A 22,631-nucleotide genomic window follows, 5' to 3' on the forward strand; every position below is an offset into this window, starting at 1 on the left:
CACTAGGAAACAATAAACTAACGTAAAAATTTCATAAGGATAACATTTACTTAACGTCACAATTATCCTAAAATAATTAATCCTGATGATCTCTATAAGTGGTTAATAGATTCATCGTGGCTGTAATCAAGTCTTTTGTCTCCATTAACAAACCAAAGTACAATGTAGTATTTTTAGGACTGCTTTCTTCGGTTCTTGTTCTCGCAACTTGTTTATTGATTTTATCATTAACAATTGTAAACAACTCTTGTTTTTCATTTATAATACCATTAAGTGTATTAAACTCTCTGCTATCAAAAACAGTTTTGATATTACTGAAGAAGTCATTAAGATGATCTTCTATTTCTTTTAGGTCTTTAATTTGGTTAAACCTAAGTTTCTTATGATTATTATTTACATGTTTATGACTTACCTTGGCCACATACTCCAGAGATTGAGTAATATCCTCTAGATATCCCAAAATTGAAATATAAAAATTACTGGCTCCTACACTGGATTCATCAAGGTTTTTGATAAAATAAAAGATACTATCTCTTAATTCTTCGACCTCAGTTTCTAATTTTGCAATTCCTTTTCTACTTTTCTTTAATGCAGCTAAATCATATTTTGCCAAACTATCAATAGTCTGTCCATAGATCTTATTTCCTCTATTTACAAAAGACTTAATATTATCTGCACTCTCTTCTATAACTCCTTGTATAGAACTACTTTCAGATTTTTTAAGTCTATCTTCAGCTCTTTCTGCTCTGGTTTTATTACGATATTTAATCGTATTTCTAACCAAAAGAAATACTGCCAAAGAAAGCAATACAGCTAACATTGCAGGTAGATGAATATTCAATAAAAAAGCAATTGTAGCCGCAGCAATAAATGCACTTATTGCCGTAAAAAACCATCCACCGATCACATTTAATACTCCAGCTACACGATACACAGCACTCTCTGTTCCCCAAGCTCTATCTGCTAATGAAGTACCCATTGCAACCATAAAAGTTACATATGTTGTAGAAAGAGGTAATTTCATAGAAGTTGCAATAGAAATTAACACCCCAGCTACCATAAGGTTTACTGCTGCTCTTACCATATCAAAAGCAGGAAGGTCCTCCTTTTTGGCTGTTAAGGTATTTGTAGAATCAATAGATTCTTGATCGAATTGTCTTTCTGTAACTCCTTTAAATGATTTTGGAGTAATAGAAGTAATTACATCAGAAATAAACACCGTTCCTCTAACAATGCCTCTGGATAAAAAATTTGGACGAAACTTCTCATCTCCTTCGCCTTGTCTTGATAAATCAATAGAAGTCTTAACAACATTCCTTGCCTTAGAAGAAAACCATAAAGTTAAGACCATTATAATACCTGCAGCCAATAACAATAAGGTAGGAGTTTCTGCTTTCCCTCCCAAAACTGCCATCGAGAATTCACCTGGTAACTGTCCGGATGCGCTCCATGCTTCATAAGCTTTCAAAGCAGCGATAGGGACACCTATAAAGTTTACAAGGTCATTTCCAGCAAAAGCCAATGCTAATGCAAAAGTTCCTACCACAATAATCAACTTATAGATATTAGTTTTAAATAATACTATTATTAAATATGAAATTATGGATAGCAATACAAAACCCGCTGACACAATTAGCGGAACATTAGTTTCTAAGAAACCTCTCAATGTTAATGCTATGGTTCCTGCTTCAGTATCAATTTTAAATAAATCTTTTTTGGCCGCTACTAATTCTTTAACGGTCTCATATGAACTATTAAAATATGCATTTGCCCAATCCAGCAATCCTTCTGCTCCTCCATTATATATAATGTCAACAATAGACTTAGCATAATTTGTTCCCTTAATACCTTTTATAAATATAAAATAGAGTATTGCTGTAAGGGCAATTCCTCCAAATAATGCTCCAACCCATTTCGCCTTCTTTTCGAAATTAAAAGACAATAACAAACGAGATATATATTGAACAATCGCTCCAACAGAAAACGCAACCACAACAGATAATAAAATCCCGGTTATAATTTCGCCTGCTTTCTTTGTATTAATATAGTTACCCAAATCTGCAATAGAAAGTGATGAATCGGCAGAAATTTTAAGTAACGCTACACACACTGCCGCTCCTAATAATTCAAAAACGATAGATACCGTGGTCGATGTAGGCATTCCTAAGGTATTAAAAAAGTCAAGGAGCAATATATCAGTAATCATAACCGCCATAAAGATGATCATGATCTCATCAAAATAAAACTCTCCAGGGACAAAAATACCTTTACGAGCTACTTCCATTAGTCCACTAGAAAAAATAGCTCCTGCAGCTATACCTATACTTGCTACAATCATAATTGTTCTAAAAGAAATTGCTTTAGAACCTATTGCAGAATTTAAAAAATTAACAGCATCATTACTTACACCAACTATAAGGTCGGCTACAGCTAAAGCCGCTAATGCAACAATCATCAATATGTAAATATCACTCATATACTTTGCATGTACTTATTGACCACAAAAATGTTATTAAAATTCAAGTCATATGTTATTGAAATGTTATCTTTTCAAAGCCTTTTCACCTCTATTTATGTGGTATTACAACTTTCAAATGTATAAATTAATATCGATTAATTACTGTTATTTACACCTATATAAAAATAGAGTACCTAAAACTAAAAAGGACTCCAAATCAATCAGTAAAACACTTATAAACAAATACTTAACACTATTACTAAAGGGCTAAAAATATACAATGCAATAGTTATAACCTGCTCTTAACTTCTAAGCTAAGCTATCATTAAGTACAAAATCCAAAAATTTAAAACTCAATGTTACTAAAAAATAAATTATACAAAATACTCATTATTAGCTAGTTACAAGCTTATTGTTAATTTAATGTTATGTAAAAGTTGTTTAAAAGTAAAATTAATGTTATGTTTGTAATATAAATATTAAGAACCCCCAAACAAAAAGTTAATATATGAGAAATTTAGTAATAGCAATTGCATTGATGTTTTCCGCAACTATTTTTGCTCAGGAAGTAAAACCTACATTTGAAAAGCAGGGAGATCTTATTAAAGGTACATTCTTTTATCAGGATGGTTCAGTAAGACAACAAGGTTTTTATAATAAAGAAGGTAAGCTTCATGGAGAATGGAAATCATATGATGCTACAGGAAAGAAAATTGCCATGGGGCAATATAGTCAAGGAGTGAAAACCGGAAAATGGTTTTTCTGGAGTGCTGATAAATTATCAGAAGTAAATTATAGTGATAATCAAATTGCAGATGTAACTACTTGGTCTAATAAAGATAATGTAGTTGTTAATTATAACAATTAAAAATTGTCTAAAAAATGTAAAAAAACGCCTCATTAAGTGAGGCGTTTTTTTATGACATAAAATGAAAAAAAATGACTCTCATTTTTCCTTTACTTGACTTTTCTACAAAAAGGGTTTTTAATATTTTTTTCACATTACAAATCGCAAAAACATTTCCTTAACAATACTAGGCACTGCGCTAAGCATCATTTCAGGTATTTATTTTCAAGCAATTTAAAATACCACTAACACATTCTTAATGTTAAGAAAACACGTCTCATGTGCATTTGCATAACAATTATCTAACATTAAAATGATACACAATTAATTTTTGAATAACACACATTTAACACTTCCTATCGTTCTTTGCCGGGAATTTCAGAACAAGTTAAATGAAAAAAATTGTTACGCTCCTTGCGCTATTTTTTGTAGGAATACTCTTCGCGCAAGAAACCGGTTCTATAACTGGTACATTGTTAGACAAAGAATCTAACAACCAACCTTTACCTTTTGCTAATGTATTGATAAAAGGAACGACAAAAGGAACGACTACAGATTTTGATGGTCTATACACTATTGACAATCTAGAACCTGGTACATATACCGTAGAATTTAGTTTTGTTGGATACGAAACATTAGACATTAAGGAGGTTGTAGTAAAAGCTAATGAAGCAACAACAGTAAATGCCTCTATTGGGGCGAGTGCTGCTGCACTTGATGAAGTAATTATTAAAACAACTACTAAAAAAGAATCTGAAGCTGCTATCTTATTAGAACAAAAAAATGCAGTTACGATTCAGCAAAAGATAGGTGCACAAGAACTTTCTAAAAAAGGAGTAAGCGATGTCGCTACTGGATTAACAAAGGCTACTGGTATCTCCAGACAAAGTGACAAATTATATGTACGTGGTTTAGGTGATCGATACAATAATGCATATTTAAATGGATTACCAATTCCTTCATTAAATCCAAAATTAAAACTTATTGATCTAGGAATATTCCCAACAGGTATTGTAGAAAATCTAGGAATCTATAAAACCTATTCTCCTAACATCTACGGAGATTTTGCAGGAGCCAGTGTAAACATAGACACCAAAGATCGTCCTGGCAAAGGCTTTTTAGAAGTCGGATTTACTTCGGGAGTTAACACTAATGCAGTTGGTAATGATTTTTTCTTACTTGATGGCGGACAATACGATGAGTGGGGATTAGATGATGGATCAAGAAGAGTTCCTATATTTTTGGATATTCCTAATTACAACTATGTAAGTACTCAAATCGATTATTTCCCATTTGACACTTCTTTTAATCCTAGAAAAAGATTTAATGCTCCTGATGGTGGTGCTAACATTACTGGAGGAAAAAGCTTTACTATTAATGATGAGCAAAAACTTGATGTATTAGTTACCGCATCGTTTAGTCAAGATCATAAAACTGCATTAAATGGTATTGAATCTTCTTTTAATTCTTTGGGAGGTATTATCACAAGTTTTGAAAACACAGATCGATATCAATACAGTACCAATACTACCGTATTAGGAAGCTTAGGATATCGTTGGAATTCTAATAACAAAATATTAGCAACTACTTTATTTGTAAATGACACTCAAGATGAGTTAAGAGAGTTCATAGGTTTTGGTAGTGAAACAACAGAGGTTAGAATATTTGCAAGAAGAGGAACATATGAACAAAATACTTTGTTTACACAACAATTAACTGGTGAGCACAAGTTTGCTGAAGATAAGTATAAATTAGCTTGGGGAGGTGCCTACAATAAAGCACAAGGATTAATACCAGATAGACGTCAATTAGTATTTACCGAACTTGACGGTGGCCTTCTTGTTCTTGGCGATAGAACAAGTCCTGATTTGGCTAACAACCAACGTTTTTATCAGGAATTAGACGAAAACGACTATTCTGGAAAACTGGATTTCGACATTAACTTCGGAAAAGATGAGGATGATAACTTTAAAAACAAATTGACTGTTGGATTAGCGGCCAGATCAAAAGATAGAGACTTTGAAGCCAATCAATTAAATTACAACCTCAATAACTTTAGAACTACAAGTGTGGATTTCAATAATCCCGATGCATTATTAAATGAAACGAATTTCTTAAATGGAACATATGTAGTTCAGGAAAACTTAAATACAACCCGAATTTATGAAGCTGACCTATTGACTTTGGCTGGTTTTGCTAATCTGCAATATGCACTATCTTCTAAATTGACTTTTAATGGAGGAATAAGAACAGAGCTATTTGAGCAAAATGTGTTTTATAGAGAACAACAGGATTTGGAAACTTCTCCTTTTAGAAAGCAAACAATTGACGAAACTTTTATTTTACCTAGTATTAGTTTCAAATATGAAATCAATGAGCAATCTAATCTACGTTTTGCAGCTAGTAAAACAGTAACATTACCTAAATTTACAGAAGTTGCTCCTTTTTTAGATGAAGATGTTACAGAAGCAACATTAGGAAATCCTATTCTTGAAAATTCTGATAACTATAATGTTGATCTTAAATGGGAACATTTTCCTGAACAGTCCGGAGAATTAGTTGCCGCTACATTATTTGGTAAATATATCGACAATCCTATTGAAAAAGTATTTGTAGCCTCGGCTTCAAATGTTAATACATTTATCAATTCTGATAATGCTATCATCTTTGGAGCAGAATTAGAATACAAAAAGAATCTTGGAAATTTATTTAAAGTAGAAGAAACAGTTTGGAACAACCTAAGTTTTGGAATCAATGCCACTTTAATGTACACCAAGGTAGAAATCGATCCTTCAGTAACTACATTTAATGGTTCTAATATCGCTCCTACAAATCTAGACAGACAATTGCAAGGTGCATCACCTTACTTAATCAATACGGATCTATCGTATTCTAAAACTTTTAATACTCATAAAATAACTTCAGGATTAGATTTCAACATTTTTGGAGACCGAGTATATTCTGCAGGTGGTAATGGCGTAGGAGACATTTTTGAAAAAGGATTTGGCTTACTAAACTTTAATTTTAAAGATGAAATTGGCGATCATATCGTATTAAGTTTCAAGGCAAGGAATTTGTTAAACCCATCTATAGAAAGATACCAAGATCAAGAAGATATCGGTCAGGAATTTACTACTTATAAGTTTGATAACGGAATCAATATAAGCCTTGGCGTAACATTTAAATTATAAGAAAATTTAACAACAACACAATTAAGCATTTATAAAGATGAAAACAAGAAATCTATTTACAGGAATCATATTGGGCATTACACTTGTATTTGGTGCATGTACAATTCAGGAAGATAATATTGGTGATATCACCATCAATGAAGGAGGAGGAACTGGTACTACATCTGGAGCAGTAATATTAGAAGGTCAAATTACCGAAAACCGCACATTAACTTCTAGTGAAGTATACGAATTAAGAGGTGGAGTTTCTGTTGTCGACGGAGTAACATTAACTATAGAAGCAGGTACAAGAATTATCGCTGGAAATACTGGTGGTGTATTTGCATACTTAGCGATAGAGCAAGGAGCAAAAATCATCGCAGAAGGTACTGCCAGTCAACCAATCGTATTTACTTCTAACAAATCAACTCCTAACCCTGGTGATTGGGGAGGTTTATTATTAGCTGGTAAAGCCCCCATCAACAGAGGAACTACCGCTACTACAGAAGTTGCAAATCTTACTTATGGAGGAACCGATCCTGCAGATAACTCAGGGGTTTTACGTTATGTACGTTTAGAATATACGGGAGGAAAAATTAATGAGAAAGCAGAGTATAATGGATTGTCATTATATGGTGTAGGTAACGGAACTACTTTAGAATACATTCAGGCTTTTAATGGTAATGATGATGGTATCGAATTTTTTGGAGGAACGGTAAATCTGAAATATGCTATTGTAACTGGTGCAGGTGATGATTCTTTTGACTGGACTGATGGTTGGGTAGGAAACGGACAATTTTGGATTGCGCAACAAACTTCTGCCGCTGGAGATAAAGGTATTGAAGCAGACAATTTAGAAAGTACTCCTAACGCTGCTCCATTTTCAAACCCTACATTATCTAACATCACTTTAATTGGTGCAGAAGATGGAGATGGTGAAAATAAAGGTATCGAATTCAGAGCGGGAACTAAAGTAACTATATACAATACCATCATCAAAGCATTTTCTGACAAAGGTATTGAAGTAGATGATGATCAAACACTGATTAATCTAAACAATAATGAAGTTATTGTTAGAAATTCAATCATTGATAATGAGAATTCATTTGACTTAGATCATGGTGGCGCAACAGTAGATCTCGCAGATTTCGCAACGTTTAACAACTATTCTACAGATGGTTCTGGAGCTCCTTTCAATACTGCTGGAACTTCTATTCCTGATGTTGATCCTGATAATGATGAATTTGTAATCAGTGGTTTTAGAGGCACATATCAGTTTACCGTTGCTGTAGATGGTGTAGATAATTTTGATCCTTCAACTCTAGGAACATTTTTTGATGCCGCTAACTATGTAGGAGCATTACAAGAAGGAGATACCTGGACATCAGATTGGACTCGTTTATAAAACATATAGTAACTATTTTTACTCTTTAATAAGCCTGGCAAATGCCAGGCTTATTTTTTACGTTCTTCAGTACACAAAACCACAAATCCCTAACAATCAACACAAAGGAAAGAATCACATAAAAAAACTTGCCAAAAAAATTCTTATTTTGTCGATTCTGTTTTACCACATTGTTAAGTCCATTTCTACAATTTTATTAGGATTAACACTTACATAACAATTTTCTAATACATTACAGCAAATAGAATTTCACTTAACAGCACCATAAAAGGCAACTAAATCTTTATCGTCTATTACACTTTTTCATTTCCTCAAAAATCCTGTTATACAAAAGGTTAGCACTAATCTATTGATTTCAAATCCTAACTAAAAATCACACTAAAAAATCCTACAAATCTCACCTTTTCTTCATTTTTCCTACATCACAATCCCTTAAACTAACCATAATAGTGGGATAAAATCTATTACTGTAAAACCGTATTTATTTGTAACAGATTTAAAACACAAAATGAGAAAATTATTTACGATAGCAGCTCTACTTTGTTTAGGTGCTGTTTTTGCACAAGAAACCGGGACAATTGCCGGTAAACTATTAGACAAAGAGTCAAACAATCAACCACTTCCTTTTGCTAATGTAGTTGTCCAAGGTACTTCAAAGGGATCTTCTACAGATTTTGATGGATTATTCGAGATCACAGATATTCCTGCTGGTACGTATACTATTGAATTTAGTTTTACTGGATACCAAACTGTAGAGATACCTAATGTAGTAGTAGAAGCAGATAAAGTAGCTGTCGTAGATGCCACTATGGGTGCTACCGCAGCAGCATTAGAAGAGGTTGTAATCAAAGTAGTAACCAATAGAGAGCGTGAAGAAGCTTTATTATTAGAACAGAAGGAAGCTATACAAATAAAAGAAAGTATTGGTGCAGAACAATTAGCTCGACTTGGTGTTTCAAATGCTGCTGCTGCAACCACTAAAATATCAGGTGTTTCTAAGGCCGAAGGTTCTGGTCAAATATATGTGCGTGGTTTAGGCGATCGTTACTTAAGCACAACGCTTAATGGACTACCAATACCATCTGACAACATTGATAAGAAAAATATCGATTTAGAGTTATTTCCGTCAAGGTTTATACAAAACGTTTCGATAAGCAAAACGTTTTCTCCTGTTAATTCGGCTGACTTGGCTTCAGGAAATATAGATATTGTCTCTAAAGAAGTTTCTAAAAGGAAAGATATAGCTTTTAGTGTATCCAGCGGTGTAAATTCTAATGTAAGCGATAGCGATATCTTTAGCAGTTTTAAGACTACTGCAAATAACAGAGATGTTTCATTAGGAGTGTATAGTCGTGCTTATGAGTCAGGAAATCTAGTTAATGCCTTAACAGAACAATCATGGACTCCTTCAGAGATTTCTACACCTATAAACTATGGATTTGGTTTCAACATAGGAGGAATATTAGGAGAAGAAAGAAAACTTAAGCTCTATTTTAGTGGTGGTCAATCTGTAGATAATGAATATAGAGAAGGGCTGTTTAGAGAATATGACCAAGGAAATCTACGAGATTTTGTACCAGCAGATGACTTAAGACGTTGGTTAAGAACTATTAATACTACTGCTATGTTACATAGTCAGTATAAAGTTAATGACAATAACAATTTGTCTTTTAATAGTTTTATCATTAACAAAGTTTTTCAAGAAACTTTAGAAGCTGGTAGGCAAGGTACCACAGAAATATTCGAAGAATTAGACAACATCGAAGAAGGGTCTCAGTTTATTAGAGATCAAAATATTAAAAACACGCTTTTATCGGCAACTCAACTTCTTGGAGAACATAATATATCCGATAAAAACACATTAGAATGGGCTGCAGGATTTAACTATCTAGTTGCTAACGAGCCTAACAGAATTAGAAATGAGGTAAACATTCTTAATGATAATCCAAACACCACTGAAAACGAAGAAGGAGTTATCGAACTTGGTTTTACAGGTGGTTTTCAACAAAGAAAATCGGTACAAGAAATTACAGACGAAGAATTTAATGGACGTATATCTGACAAGTGGATTCTTAAACGTAACGAAAACGAAGAAGATATTTTTATTGTAAACGTCGGAGGAAATTTTAGAAATAAAACTAGAGATTTTTCATCTCAATTCTTCGGTGTAGAAGAAAGTGGCGCAGGTATTAATCCTACTTCAATTGATGCAATAGGGGATATTTTTACACAGCAAAATTTTGATAATGGCTTGTTACAACTTAATACACAACCTGTAGACATGTATGATGCCGAACTTCTTTCTTATGCAGGGTTTGCTAACTTTACAGGGAAGTTTAATAAATTTACCGCTCAAGTTGGTATTCGCTATCAAAAAGATGAGATTGATGTTAACTTTGATGTAGGAAATTTTGTTAACCGTGAAACTGGTCAAGCAAGAATCGGAACTTCTAACAAAAACTATGACAATCTTTATCCATATTTAAATTTAAAGTATGCAATAAATGACAAGTTAGCCTTACGTCTTTCCGGAAGTTTAGGTCAAACATTACCAGAATTCAAAGAAATTGCTCCATTCCAATATGTTTCTCAAGTTGGACAAGTATTTCAGGGAAATCCTGATGTGGAAAGATCTGAAAACTACAACATAGATTTCAAGGTAGAGTTTTTTCCACAGAGTGATGAGTTATTATCTCTTAGCACATTCTACAAAAGAATTAACGATCCTATCAACAGAGGTTTACAAAGAGGAGGAGAAGATATCTTTTCATATTTCAACACAGGTGATCGAGCGCGTGTTATAGGTCTTGAACTTGAAGGAAGAGTATACATTATAAAAAAGAGAGAGTCATATCCTAACTTACGTGTTAGCGGTAATATTGCTTATCTAGACCATGAACAAGACTTAAAAGATGTTTTTAGAGCCGATGGAACTCTCGAACAAACTTTTAAATATGGTGATAAAACCGAAATTGGATTAGAAGGAGCATCTGACTGGATTACCAACGTATCACTAACATTTAACTCTGGTGATGAATCTCCATATGAATTTACGCTTACCGGTAATTATGCTTCTGACAAGATTTTCGCATTAGGAGCTCCTCGAAATCAGCAACAACCAGATGTCTTCTTTAATGGTGAAATTGTAGAGAAAGGTTTTGTAACCTTAGACTTTATTGCAAATAAAGAAATTAATGAACATTGGACCTTAGGATTAACCGCTAAAAACTTGTTGAACCCAACTATAGAGAGAACGCAATTTGTACAAGAAGTTGTATCGGGGAATTCTTTTGACAGTACCATATTATCTTATTCCACAGGAGTAGAGGTGTCTTTAAGCCTTAACTATAAATTTTAAATTTTAAATTAAAACAATGATGAAAACGTTAAGTAAATTATTAAGCCTTTTATTAATTACAGGACTATGTGTTGTATCCTGTAGTGATGATGACGACAGCCCAGCACCAGGCCCAGGGTCTGATCCAAGTGAACTTTCTGGAATTATCAGTGAGAATCTTACTTTAGATGCTTCAGTTGAATATAAAATTAAGGGAACCGTAACTGTTGCCGAAGGAGTTACACTTACTATACCTGCAGGTACTGAGATCGTATCAGATGCAGGAACAGAAAACTATCTTGCTATTTTGAAAGGCGCAGATATTAACATACAAGGAACAGCTTCTAATCCTGTAATTATGAGAGCTAACGGACAAGCAGGTGCTTGGGGTGGTTTAGTAATCTGTGGAGATGCAACCACTACAGAAGGAGTAGACGCAACAGCAGAAGTTGGTGGCCTTATATATGGAGGAACCAATGATACAGATAACTCAGGTAGTATTGATTACCTAATTATCAGGGATGCTGGTGCACAAATTAATGCAGATTCACAATTTAATGGTCTTACGCTATATGCGGTTGGTTCTGGAACTACTATCGAGAACGTAGCTATAATTAATGGTACTGATGACGGTGTTGAGTTCTTTGGTGGAACTGTATCTGCAACAAATATGTATCTTGAAAATAACGAGGACGATGCTGTTGATTGGACAGAAGGTTGGAATGGGACACTTACAAATGCTTATGTAACAAATACAATTGCAAATTTCTCTACAGCTATAGAAGCTGATGGTGTTAACAACAATCCAACTCTTGTTAATTTTACAGCAATCTCTTCAACAGGAGGTACTGCTATCCAAATTAAAAATGACTCGGGAGCTACAATTAATGGTTTAACATTAACTGGTTTCACTACTTCTTTTGACTTCAGAGATAGTGCTCCTGCATCTAATCTACAAATTGATAGTGCTGATGCAGATACTGCTACTGATGCCGTATTTAGCACATCTTCGACAAATGCTAGTCTTTTCGCCTGGGTAACAAATGCAGGTTCTGGTTCTGATTCAGTACTCCCGGCAACTATTTCTAGTGATCTTACTCTTGATGCTTCTATAGAATATTCAATTAACGGACCTGTTTTAGTTAGTAACGATGCTAAATTAACAATACCTGCAGGTACAAAAATTGTATCTGAATCTGGAACTGCAAATTACCTAGCTGTATTAAAAGGAGCTTCTATTGATATTCAGGGAACTATGGCAGATCCAGTGGTAATGGAGTCAAATGATGGTCAAGCTTGGGGTGGATTACTTATTTGTGGTGATGCTACAACGACCGAAGGTGTTGATGCTATCGCAGAAGTAGGTGGTCTTGTATATGGAGGAAATAATAATACTGATAATTCTGGTACTATTAACTATCTTATCCTAAAAAATACCGGAGCACAAATCAATGCAGATTCGCAATTTAATGGTCTGACTCTTTATGCTGTGGGTAATGGAACAACTATCACCAATGTAGCAGTTATTGGAGGTTCTGACGATGGTGTTGAATTCTTTGGAGGTACTGTAAATCTAACTAATTTTTATGCTGAAAACCTTGAAGATGATTCTGTAGATTGGACTGAAGGATGGAATGGAACTCTTACTAACGCCTATGTAAATCTTACTATAAATAATTTCTCTACAGCTATTGAAGCTGATGGTGTAAATAACAATCCTACTCTTGTTAATTTTACAGCAGTATCAACTATGGGAGGAACTGGAATTCAAATTAAAAATGATTCTGGTTGCACCATTAATGGACTTACTTTAACTGGGTTTGATACTCAATTTGATTTTAGAGATAGTGCTCCTGCTTCTAACGTACAAGCGGATAGTGCTGACGCAAATGAAGCTACAACTTATAATACTTCAACAACTGAAGCATCTGACTTTGCTTGGGCAACTAATTAATACTCTTTTAACACGATATAAAAGTTTTAGCCAATATATCTAAAAAGCTGCTCGATTGAGCAGCTTTTTCTTTTTAAACTAATTTTTCTAAAGGTATTATTTCTAACAATTGCTCATCTATATATTAAACACAATCATTACTTACAATACTCTTATAAAATCAATACTACATATCTCACAATGTTACTAAAATCTTATCACTGTTAAACAATAGTAAATTAACAACCAAGTACTGGAAACCAAAGCACAATCAACTCAATTTTGTAGTAGTTTTAATATAACTTTTAAAACCTATTTATTATGAAAAACTTAAAGTGCTTTTTATCAATTATGTTTGCATTATCTGCATTTATTACACATGCTGATGTTGGAATTGCAAAAGGTTACAAGCTAAAATATTTGGGATCCACTCTTTTAGCAGCTACAAATAAAGTTTGTCCTGACAATAACAACATAGCTAATTTATCCACATCGCATGTTAACATTTTTTCTTCTTCCATTTTACAAACACAAAAAGTATACAAAAGAAATAATGATGGTAGAATTAGCTATTACTATGTTGACGAAATAACACCTCCTATTACAGATAGAGATGATATTGAAGGTAGCTTTACCCTAATTGATAATATATGTGATAACCCATACGTGAAAGAGCATCAATTTAAGAATTTAGGAAGCACATTTGATCAAGCATTTCAGAATCTCTGTAATTCTAACAATTATCAAAATCTACCTATTCAGTCAACGAACATTAATATGGCTGGCACATTACCCCTAAATACAGTTTACACAAGAAATTATGACGGACAAACTTCTTACTTACTTATTACTGGAACAAAAAACGAAGAAGTAAGTGATCGAGATGTTTATAATCGTTCAAATTTCAGTGATGAGCGAATCACTATATGTATTGGTCAATATGATCAAGGATACACATATAAACGCTTAGGAAGAACACTTGCTGAAGCAAATGAAAAAATTTGTACATTAGAAAACCTACCTGTGTTTAAATTTAATATTGATTATGAATCAAATTTTAATTTTCTGAATACTAAAAAAATATACAAAAGAACTTTAGAAGACGGAGGTATTGATTATGTTTATATAATAAATGGATCTTCTAACCCCTTTTCGGATAGAGATATATATTCTAGAAATTCCTTAAGCACCAATTCGATTAATATTTTTTGCGATGAAGATAAGGATGGTATTGCAGACGAATTGGACAACTGCCCATCTACATATAACCCTGATCAAGCTAATAATGATGGTGATAGTAAAGGAAATGTATGTGATAATTGCCCTGACAACAGTAATAATAACCAGGCAGATCTTGATGGAGATGGTATAGGGGATGTATGCGATAATGATCGAGATGGAGATGGTATTTCTAATAGTAATGATAATTGTCCTGATAAATCTAACCCAAGTCAGTCAGATACAGATAGTGATGGTATTGGCGATGTTTGTGATCCTATCGACAATAACGCTAAATATGATTTACAACTTAGAGAATCTAAGGTTACGGTAAATAGTACTTGTGGTAGTTGTCCCTCTCAATTAAATCTATTAAACCCACAATTTGCTGGAGGAACCTTTCCTGTAAGAAAACATTTCATAGATTTCACTCCAGCAGGTGCTGGAAGTTCTGTAAATATGATTTTTACCATAGAAAATATAGGAGATGGTCCATCAGAACCTGTAGATGTAAACTTTTATTTGTCTCAAGATTATAATAGCATACAAGGGGTAAAAGCAAATGACAAAACAGTGACTATTCCTAGTATTCCTGCAAATTATACTTATGTTGTGCAGGCAAATGTTGATTATGATGATTTTAGAGCTGCTCAAGGCCCTTACTATATCGTAATCGATGTGGAACCAGGCAGTAAAGATACAAACAGAAGTAATAACTTTGTAAATATACCCACATATGTAAGATGTATTGCATGTTCTAGATCTGCCTCTTCATTAAAAGTTAATACCAATAGCCCATATAAGATTAGTGTTTATACTATTACCGGTCTTATTCAAGCAAGTTATACTGTAAATAATAAAGTAGAAGAAAAAGAAATCACAAATCAATTACCTAAAGGATTCTATATTATCAAAAACGGCACTGACACTTATAAAGTGGTTAAGGAGTAAATTTTGAAAAACTAAAATAAATCTATTTTATCATAGTAACGGAAACGAAGTATTGCAACTCGTTTCCGTTTTTTTGTTATCTAATAGTTTATACTCGAACCTCTTTCCATTTTCCTTTTCTAAACCAAATAATACCAATTACAGCAATAAGCACTTCAGCAAAAGTAATAGCCAGAAATACGCCCATAGCTCCCCAATTCAATACTAAAGCAGCGAAGTATGCAAATGGTAATTGAAACACCCAAAAACAAAAGAAATTAATAATAGTAGGTGTTTTTGTATCTCCTGCTCCGTTAAACGATTGTATAATGACCATTCCATAGGCATAGAATACATATCCTGCGGCAATCACCCGTAAGCTTAATGCTCCATATTCTACAACTAATGCTTCAGTACTAAATATTTTTATAATGACTTCGGCAAAGATGAGATAGACTACAGATACAACAAGCATAAAATAAGCATTGTATTTTCCAGTTTTCCAAACTGATTGTTCTGCGCGTTCTGGTTTTGCTGCCCCTAGATTTTGACCTACCAATGTTGCTGCAGCATTACTCATTCCCCATGACGGCATAAGGGTAAACATTAATACCCTAATTGCAATAGTATATCCTGCCAATACTTCACTCCCAAATTCAGCCATAATTCGCATCAGGAATACCCAACTAGAAGTCCCTATGATAAATTGTCCAATCCCTCCAAGAGATACTTTTACCAGATTTAACATAATCTCTGCTCTAAAAACAATGTCTTTAAAAGCAATTTTAATTTTACTCCATCCATAGAAAAGGATCAATAATTGGAATATGACAGCACTACCTCTACCTATTGTAGTAGCAATTGCTGCTCCCTGAACTCCGAATGAAGGGATAGGGCCAAATCCAAAAATAAAAATAGGATCCAGAATAATATTGAGTAGATTCGAAAATATCAACACCCGCATCGCTACTGAAGCATCCCCTGCTCCCCTAAATACAGCATTAATCAGAAACAATAACATAATGGTGATGTTTCCTCCTAGTAGCACCTGAGTATATCCATAACCACTTGCTATAAGGTCAGGTTCTGCACCCATTAGCCCAAGAATTTCTTTAGGAAAAAGAATCCCGAATATGCTAATTATCACCGCTATTATAGTACCTAAAAGTATCGATTGTACTGCCGCTTGCGAGGCGCCATTAATATCTTTTTCGCCCACTCGTCGTGCCACAATTGCAGTTGCCCCCATGCTTAATCCTATGGCTACCGCATAAATTAAGGTGAGTACAGATTCGGTTAAACCAACTGTGGCTATAGCATTTGCACCAAGACTAGAAACAAAATAGGCATCTACCAAAGCAAAGATAGACTCCATCATCATCTCTAGAATCATAGGTACAGATAACATAAAAACAGCTTTGCGAATGCTTCCCGAAGTGAATTCTTGTTCCTTACCGGTTAATGCGATTTTAAAATATGTAAATAGACGAGTAAACGTGAGTTTATTTTCAGTCATGATGAGTTATAATTATGAAATATTAGAAATAAATAAAATTAGAGTAAGAAAAGACTAAGAAGAAAATCTTAGCTTCTAAATCGCGGGGTCTCTATGTGCACAATTATGTACATAATTCTTTTATAACTTCATGATGATACAAATATGCGGCATTATTTTTGAATAAAAAATTAAAATTGAGTTAAAAACCGTAATTCATGTAGAGGACAACCGTCTAATCCATAATTAAAGGGAAGTAAGCCGCTTTTTTATTATATTTTTAATTTTAATGTTGTATATTTATTGCCCCAAAATAATTTTTTGTATGAAAAAAATCTACTTGCTATTCATATTTATTGGTCTTATATGCTTTTCCTTTGCTCCAGGAATACAAGCACAGTCTGGCAATTTTGACAGACAACAATCCAATGACACAAAGATCAAAGGATTACGAATTTCCCCTAATCCTGCCAGTGGAAACACACTTTATATTACTTCAGAAAAAAACCTTACTAAAACCGTCACTATTTTTACGGCCTTAAGTCAAAAAGTAATGTTTAAAGTTTTAATTGGTAAAGAATTAGACATCTCATCTTTACCTCCTGCTATCTATATCATACGAATTAAAGAGGAAGACAGAACATCTACTGTAAAATTTGTAAAAACTTAAAAAAAATTTACAGGATTCTTACATTTATTTTTAAACATTAATACATCATTTTTTTATCTTAATAAACAAACATTTATAAAAAGGACAGTCTTTTTTATACATTTGTTCTACAAAATTCCTGAACAAATTTTATGTTGACTGATACCATTTTTTCTATTCAAAATAATACAGATTTTGAGCGGTCAGCATTACGCGTTTTTAATCACCAATACAATAATACTCTAACTTATCAAAGATTCTGTAATCTTCTTGGAGTTACAAAATCTTCTGTAAAACAAATTGATGACATTCCTTTTTTACCTATTCAATTTTTTAAACAGGAAAAAATAGTAAGTACTCAGTCCTCAATATCCAAAATCTTTACTAGTAGTGGCACTACTGGCAGTGTAACGAGTAAACATTATGTCAGTGATCTCAATATTTATGAAAAAAGTTTTAGAAGAGGATTTCAGCATTTCTATGGAGATATTACCGAATTTATAGTATTAGCATTATTACCTTCATATCTAGAAAGAGAAGGTTCTTCTCTTATCTATATGGCAGAAAAATTGATTGAAGACAGCAATCAAACCGAAAGTGGATTTTATTTGCATGAAACTCAAAAACTAGTAAAAACCCTTCAAGAACTCGTAGCAAAAGGAAAAAAAGTTTTACTTCTTGGGGTTTCTTTTGCATTATTAGATCTTGTTGAAAATTTTCATATCAAGCTAAATGATTCTGTTGTCGTAATGGAAACAGGAGGTATGAAAGGTCGTAGAAAAGAAATGATACGACAAGAATTACATCAAACTCTTAAAGACGGATTTGGCATTTCTCAAATCCATAGTGAATACGGAATGACCGAGTTATTATCTCAGGCTTATTCTAAGGGTCATGGTATTTTTTATTGTCCTCCCTGGATGAAAGTCTCTATAAGAGATCCCGAAGACCCCTTAACCATACTAGACATTAACAAAACCGGAGGGATAAATATCATCGATCTTGCCAACATTAATTCTTGTTCATTTATAGCAACTCAGGATCTTGGTAAAATTTATAATGATGGAAGTTTAGAAATTTTAGGTAGATTTGATCATAGCGATATTAGAGGCTGTAATCTAATGGCATTATAAACTATGGCACAAAACAAATTAGGCTGTTTTTCCTTTCCTGCGATTATTATATTAGCAATAATTGGAAGTAGTTTTGTACAGACTTTTTTACCCATTTCCTCATTCACTTCTTTTGTAATAGTTTTACTTGTTTTTTCATGGATACTTGGAAAAATACAAGATGCTGATCAAAAAAAGTCACACTGGCGTTATATGATATATAGCGGACTCGTTATCGTATTTGTTTTAGGAATTAGATATGCTATTAGCACCATTCCAATAATTCAAGAAACTGAGCAACCTGTAATTTCAGAAGATATTTATCGCGAAAAGGTTTTAGAGAAAGGAGACTCTATTATACTATTGCGTCAAAAAAGAGTATGGACGGATAATTATGGAAATTCATTTAAAGGAGAATTTTCAGTTCGGGAAAAAGAATATATTACATCTAAAACAGAATACGCAAATAACTCACAAAAATACAGACAACAGACCTGGGGAAAACTATATCAACATTTAGCGACTTCTGATACTCCAAAACTTGATTTAATTCTGAAGGAACTCGAGAAAATTAAAACCACAAACAAACTCAATCAATTCGAATTTGCAGAAATGGTAGTTACCTTCATACAGGATATCCCATATGCTTTTGTTTTTGATACGGCATGTGAATCTCCAGACAAATACGAAGATTCAATTCGTGTACTATTAGAAAAGTGCAAGGATTGTTGTATTGGCCACATTCCTTTCGGAATACAAAACCCTGTGGGTTTTATGGGAAATCTAAAAGGAGATTGCGACACCAGAACCGTTATTATTTATGCTATTCTTAGCCATTTTGGATATGATGTCGCCATACTTAATAGTGATTATTACAAACACTCTATCCTTGGATTACATATTCCTGCAAAAGGAAAATTTAAAATCAAGAACGGGAAACGATATTATGTTTGGGAAACCACCAATAAATATTTTACCATCGGAACACTTCCCAAAAATTTTGACAATATAAATCAATGGTACATTGTACTTACTAACACTTAAAAAATCATGCAAACCAAATTATTAACTCTCGCTTTCATAGAAATAGCTCTTGCTATTGTGGTTTCTGTACTTATATTATTCATTTCTTTTAAAATATTACAAAGAGTATTTTTTAAAAACATTTCTCTTAGAGAAGACAATATTGCGTTTTCGATTTTTACTGCAGGTATTATCTTATCAATTGGTGTCATACTAGCAGAAATTATTCCTTCTATTACTAATATAATACGACTATCTATGTCTAATGGGGATGAGATCTCTTTTGGCAAGATCGCTCAATATTCGGGATTATACTTATTCATAGGATTTGCATTTGCGGTCATAATCAATACCTCTGTATTCTTACTTTTTTCGGTGTTAACCAAAGGTGTAAATGAATTTAAAGATATTCAGCAAAATAATATCTCGACTGCAATAGTGGTTACCGCAACTCTATTATCTATTACTTTAATTGCAAAAGATAGTATTAGCTTACTCATTAGTGCACTGATCCCATATCCCGAAACTAGTAATTTCTTACTCTAGAGTCTCAAACTTCAAAATTATATCGCTTTCATTCCTACTAAAACCGGGAAGTTGATCAACAATTTGAGTATTATCATATTCAATCTGTAATGATTGGTTTTTTTTACGACCTAATACATGTACTCAAAATAAAGAATTATTTAAACTCCCACATTGTGATAATTCTATAGAGTAAAAAAATCAATGTGATCAATGATCATAAAGAGTGTTAAGTTTTAATTGATTGGTTAGTTCATAAAGTCTGCTAGAGCAATATCTATGCAGGCTTTATTATTAAACCCTTAACCCAATGATTACCAAAATTATACAAAACACTACTTCATCAAACATGAATTAAATTTAAGTACTAAAAAACACTTATAATTATGTTAAAAATGTAATGATTGGATTTTTTTACGACTGAATTAACGAGACGATAAGTACAGAGAATTATGAAACTATATGTCACCTTATTTTTTATTGCTTTTGTGACGGTCATAAGCGCCCAAAAGATAGATTATAATACCGATAAAAATTATATCGCAGAAGGCTATGATGTTACAGAATATTTTAACAATAAAGCGGTAAAAGGAGACAACAAATTTGTATTCACTCACGATACTGTAAAATATAAATTCGCAAGTCAGCAGAACTTAGAAAAGTTCAAAAAGAATCCTGATAAGTATATACCACAGTACGGAGGATATTGCGCCTATGCAGTCGCAGTAAATAGTGAAAAAGTGGATATAAACCCAAAGACATTTGAAATAAGAGATAACAAATTATACTTATTTTATAATTCCTGGGGAATAAATACGCTAGAAAAATGGAAAAATGAAGATGCTAATACGTTACAAGCAAAAGCTGATACGAATTGGCAAAACATAAAGACAAAAAAGTAATGCAGCCTTATTGAAGCTGTATGTAATGCTAAGTTTTTTCAATAATTGATTGGTTAGTTGACAACGCCTGCTAGAGTAGATTCATGCAGGCGTTGTTTTTTTATGAAGTTTTTATAATAAATCAGACCTCATAGATTTTGAAAACCAGTGAGGTCTATATTATCTTTTTAAACTACTCTAATCACAAAATAATTCTTTTTACCACGTTGTAACAATACAAACTGATCATTAATCAAATCATTTTCTGATATCGAATATCCTTCGGCAACTTTTTCTTTATTTACCGAAATAGAATTTTCTTTCAATGCTCTCCTTGCTTCTCCGTTTGATTTTAGGAAACCTGTTTTTTCTGCTAACGCTCCGATAATATCCAAACCATTGCTTATCTCTTCTTTTCCTACTTCTGCCTGAGGAACACCATCAAAAACATCTAAAAAAGTAGCTTCATCCAAATCTTTAAGATCTGCTGATGTAGATTTTCCAAACAAAATAGCAGAAGCTTTAATTGCATTATCGAGATCTTCTTTAGAGTGCACAATCACTGTAACCTCATCTGCCAATCTCTTTTGTAATACACGAAGATGTGGAGCTTCTTTATGTTCATCAACCAAAGTATTTATCTCTTCTTCTGTCAAAAAGGTAAAAATCTTAATATATTTTTCAGCGTCTTCATCACTGGTATTTAACCAGTACTGGTAAAACTTATAAGGAGATGTTCGTTTAGCATCTAACCATACATTTCCTCCTTCAGATTTTCCGAATTTAGACCCATCTGATTTGGTAATCAATGGGCAGGTCAAAGCATATCCTTTACCGCCAGCAATTCTTCTGATCAACTCAGTTCCTGTAGTGATATTACCCCACTGGTCACTACCCCCCATTTGCAACGTACATTCATGTGATCTATACAAGTGTAAAAAATCATATCCTTGTACTAATTGGTAAGTGAATTCTGTAAATGACATTCCTTCTGAAGATTCTGATGAAATACGGTTCTTCACAGAGTCCTTGGCCATCATATAGTTTACGGTGATGTGCTTACCGACATCTCTAATAAACTCAAGAAATGAAAAATCCTTCATCCAATCATAGTTATTCACTAATACTGCAGCGTTAGGCGTTTCACTTTCAAAATCCAGGAATCTGCTTAATTGAGATTTTATAGCTTCTTGATTATGACGTAATGTTTTTTCATCAAGTAGATTACGCTCTGCTGATTTCCCAGAAGGATCACCAATCATACCTGTAGCACCTCCTACCAAGGCAAATGGCCTATGACCCGCTCTCTGGTAATGTGCTAATAACATAATCGGAACCAGATTACCAATATGCAACGAATCTGCGGTAGGGTCAAACCCCACATAAGCCGATCTCATTTGTTCCATTAGGTATTCTTCGGTGTTGGGCATTGCATCATGTAACATCCCTCTCCAACGTAATTCTTCTATAAAATTCTTAGCCATTTTTATGATAATTCGATTCGAAGCGACAAAGATAAAAATATGGACAATATCCAGCTATGAATATGTAAGAAATCAGCATGATATTGTTTTTATTATTAGCCTTGTCATCCCAGCGTAGGCTGGGATCCATTTTGGAATCCATAATTACAGATCCTAGCCTTTAG

14 protein-coding genes are annotated in these 22,631 nt (G+C 33.3%); 11 read left to right on the forward strand and 3 right to left on the reverse strand.

Annotated features, from left to right (window positions below; translation table 11 throughout):
* Nucleotides 1–76: 76 nt before the first annotated feature.
* Complete coding sequence (locus tag DK442_RS03070) at nt 77–2,476, reverse strand: inorganic phosphate transporter (RefSeq protein ID WP_109434357.1); 2,400 nt, start codon at nt 2,474–2,476, stop codon at nt 77–79.
* Between the two features lie 490 nt (nt 2,477–2,966).
* Here DK442_RS03070 and DK442_RS03075 point away from each other — a divergent pair, with 490 nt between their 5' ends.
* From DK442_RS03075 to DK442_RS28840, 6 genes are all read left to right on the forward strand, one after another.
* The gene (locus DK442_RS03075; RefSeq protein ID WP_109434358.1) at nt 2,967–3,326 is read left to right on the forward strand and encodes a toxin-antitoxin system YwqK family antitoxin; all 360 of its coding nucleotides are present in this window, start codon (nt 2,967–2,969) and stop codon (nt 3,324–3,326) included.
* 371 nt (nt 3,327–3,697) lie between these two features.
* Entirely contained in the window at nt 3,698–6,496 is a 2,799-nt protein-coding gene (locus DK442_RS03080) for a TonB-dependent receptor (protein WP_109434359.1), read from the forward strand.
* A gap of 37 nt (nt 6,497–6,533) precedes the next feature.
* On the forward strand, nt 6,534–7,880 hold the full coding sequence (locus tag DK442_RS03085) for a hypothetical protein (protein WP_109434360.1): 1,347 nt from the start codon (nt 6,534–6,536) through the stop codon (nt 7,878–7,880).
* A 508-nt stretch (nt 7,881–8,388) separates the two neighbouring features.
* Nucleotides 8,389–11,238: a TonB-dependent receptor gene (locus DK442_RS03090; protein WP_109434361.1), complete on the forward strand. Its 2,850-nt coding sequence runs from the start codon at nt 8,389–8,391 to the stop codon at nt 11,236–11,238.
* 16 nt (nt 11,239–11,254) lie between these two features.
* Entirely contained in the window at nt 11,255–13,171 is a 1,917-nt protein-coding gene (locus DK442_RS03095; RefSeq protein WP_235010893.1) for a hypothetical protein, read from the forward strand.
* A gap of 300 nt (nt 13,172–13,471) precedes the next feature.
* Nucleotides 13,472–15,319, forward strand: a complete 1,848-nt coding sequence (locus DK442_RS28840; protein ID WP_109434363.1) for a thrombospondin type 3 repeat-containing protein — start codon at nt 13,472–13,474, stop codon at nt 15,317–15,319.
* Nucleotides 15,320–15,407: 88 nt separating this feature from the next.
* Here the strand turns inward: DK442_RS28840 and DK442_RS03105 are convergent, their stop codons facing one another.
* Nucleotides 15,408–16,814: an MATE family efflux transporter gene (locus DK442_RS03105; RefSeq protein WP_109434364.1), complete on the reverse strand. Its 1,407-nt coding sequence runs from the start codon at nt 16,812–16,814 to the stop codon at nt 15,408–15,410.
* A 304-nt stretch (nt 16,815–17,118) separates the two neighbouring features.
* Between DK442_RS03105 and DK442_RS03110 the strand changes: the two genes are divergently transcribed.
* From DK442_RS03110 to DK442_RS03130, 5 genes are all read left to right on the forward strand, one after another.
* Nucleotides 17,119–17,463 (forward strand): T9SS type A sorting domain-containing protein, encoded by a 345-nt coding sequence (locus DK442_RS03110; RefSeq protein ID WP_160114027.1) that lies wholly within the window; start codon nt 17,119–17,121, stop codon nt 17,461–17,463.
* 131 nt (nt 17,464–17,594) lie between these two features.
* Nucleotides 17,595–18,575: an acyl transferase gene (locus tag DK442_RS03115; RefSeq protein ID WP_109434366.1), complete on the forward strand. Its 981-nt coding sequence runs from the start codon at nt 17,595–17,597 to the stop codon at nt 18,573–18,575.
* 3 nt (nt 18,576–18,578) lie between these two features.
* Nucleotides 18,579–19,598, forward strand: a complete 1,020-nt coding sequence (locus DK442_RS03120) for a hypothetical protein (RefSeq protein WP_109434367.1) — start codon at nt 18,579–18,581, stop codon at nt 19,596–19,598.
* A gap of 6 nt (nt 19,599–19,604) precedes the next feature.
* Nucleotides 19,605–20,123 carry a DUF350 domain-containing protein gene (locus DK442_RS03125; RefSeq protein WP_109434368.1) on the forward strand — a complete coding sequence of 173 codons (519 nt, stop codon included), beginning with the start codon at nt 19,605–19,607 and terminating at the stop codon, nt 20,121–20,123.
* Between the two features lie 431 nt (nt 20,124–20,554).
* Nucleotides 20,555–21,004 (forward strand): YHS domain-containing (seleno)protein, encoded by a 450-nt coding sequence (locus DK442_RS03130; protein ID WP_109434369.1) that lies wholly within the window; start codon nt 20,555–20,557, stop codon nt 21,002–21,004.
* Between the two features lie 167 nt (nt 21,005–21,171).
* Here the strand turns inward: DK442_RS03130 and tyrS are convergent, their stop codons facing one another.
* Nucleotides 21,172–22,467, reverse strand: a complete 1,296-nt coding sequence (gene tyrS, locus DK442_RS03135) for a tyrosine--tRNA ligase (protein ID WP_109434370.1) — start codon at nt 22,465–22,467, stop codon at nt 21,172–21,174.
* Nucleotides 22,468–22,631: the final 164 nt, after the last annotated feature.

Source organism: Aquimarina sp. AU119, from assembly GCF_900312735.1.
Classification (GTDB): domain Bacteria; phylum Bacteroidota; class Bacteroidia; order Flavobacteriales; family Flavobacteriaceae; genus Aquimarina; species Aquimarina algiphila.

Excerpts from the sequence above, each read along its gene's own strand:
- DK442_RS03070 (WP_109434357.1), bottom strand. The coding sequence starts at position 2,476 with ATGAGTGATATTTACATATTGATGATTGTTGCATTAGCGGCTTTAGCT.
- DK442_RS03075 (WP_109434358.1), top strand. The coding sequence starts at position 2,967 with ATGAGAAATTTAGTAATAGCAATTGCATTGATGTTTTCCGCAACTATT.
- DK442_RS03080 (WP_109434359.1), top strand. The coding sequence starts at position 3,698 with ATGAAAAAAATTGTTACGCTCCTTGCGCTATTTTTTGTAGGAATACTC.
- DK442_RS03085 (WP_109434360.1), top strand. The coding sequence starts at position 6,534 with ATGAAAACAAGAAATCTATTTACAGGAATCATATTGGGCATTACACTT.
- DK442_RS03090 (WP_109434361.1), top strand. The coding sequence starts at position 8,389 with ATGAGAAAATTATTTACGATAGCAGCTCTACTTTGTTTAGGTGCTGTT.
- DK442_RS03095 (WP_235010893.1), top strand. The coding sequence starts at position 11,255 with ATGATGAAAACGTTAAGTAAATTATTAAGCCTTTTATTAATTACAGGA.
- DK442_RS28840 (WP_109434363.1), top strand. The coding sequence starts at position 13,472 with ATGAAAAACTTAAAGTGCTTTTTATCAATTATGTTTGCATTATCTGCA.
- DK442_RS03105 (WP_109434364.1), bottom strand. The coding sequence starts at position 16,814 with ATGACTGAAAATAAACTCACGTTTACTCGTCTATTTACATATTTTAAA.
- DK442_RS03110 (WP_160114027.1), top strand. The coding sequence starts at position 17,119 with ATGAAAAAAATCTACTTGCTATTCATATTTATTGGTCTTATATGCTTT.
- DK442_RS03115 (WP_109434366.1), top strand. The coding sequence starts at position 17,595 with ATGTTGACTGATACCATTTTTTCTATTCAAAATAATACAGATTTTGAG.
- DK442_RS03120 (WP_109434367.1), top strand. The coding sequence starts at position 18,579 with ATGGCACAAAACAAATTAGGCTGTTTTTCCTTTCCTGCGATTATTATA.
- DK442_RS03125 (WP_109434368.1), top strand. The coding sequence starts at position 19,605 with ATGCAAACCAAATTATTAACTCTCGCTTTCATAGAAATAGCTCTTGCT.
- DK442_RS03130 (WP_109434369.1), top strand. The coding sequence starts at position 20,555 with ATGAAACTATATGTCACCTTATTTTTTATTGCTTTTGTGACGGTCATA.
- tyrS (WP_109434370.1), bottom strand. The coding sequence starts at position 22,467 with ATGGCTAAGAATTTTATAGAAGAATTACGTTGGAGAGGGATGTTACAT.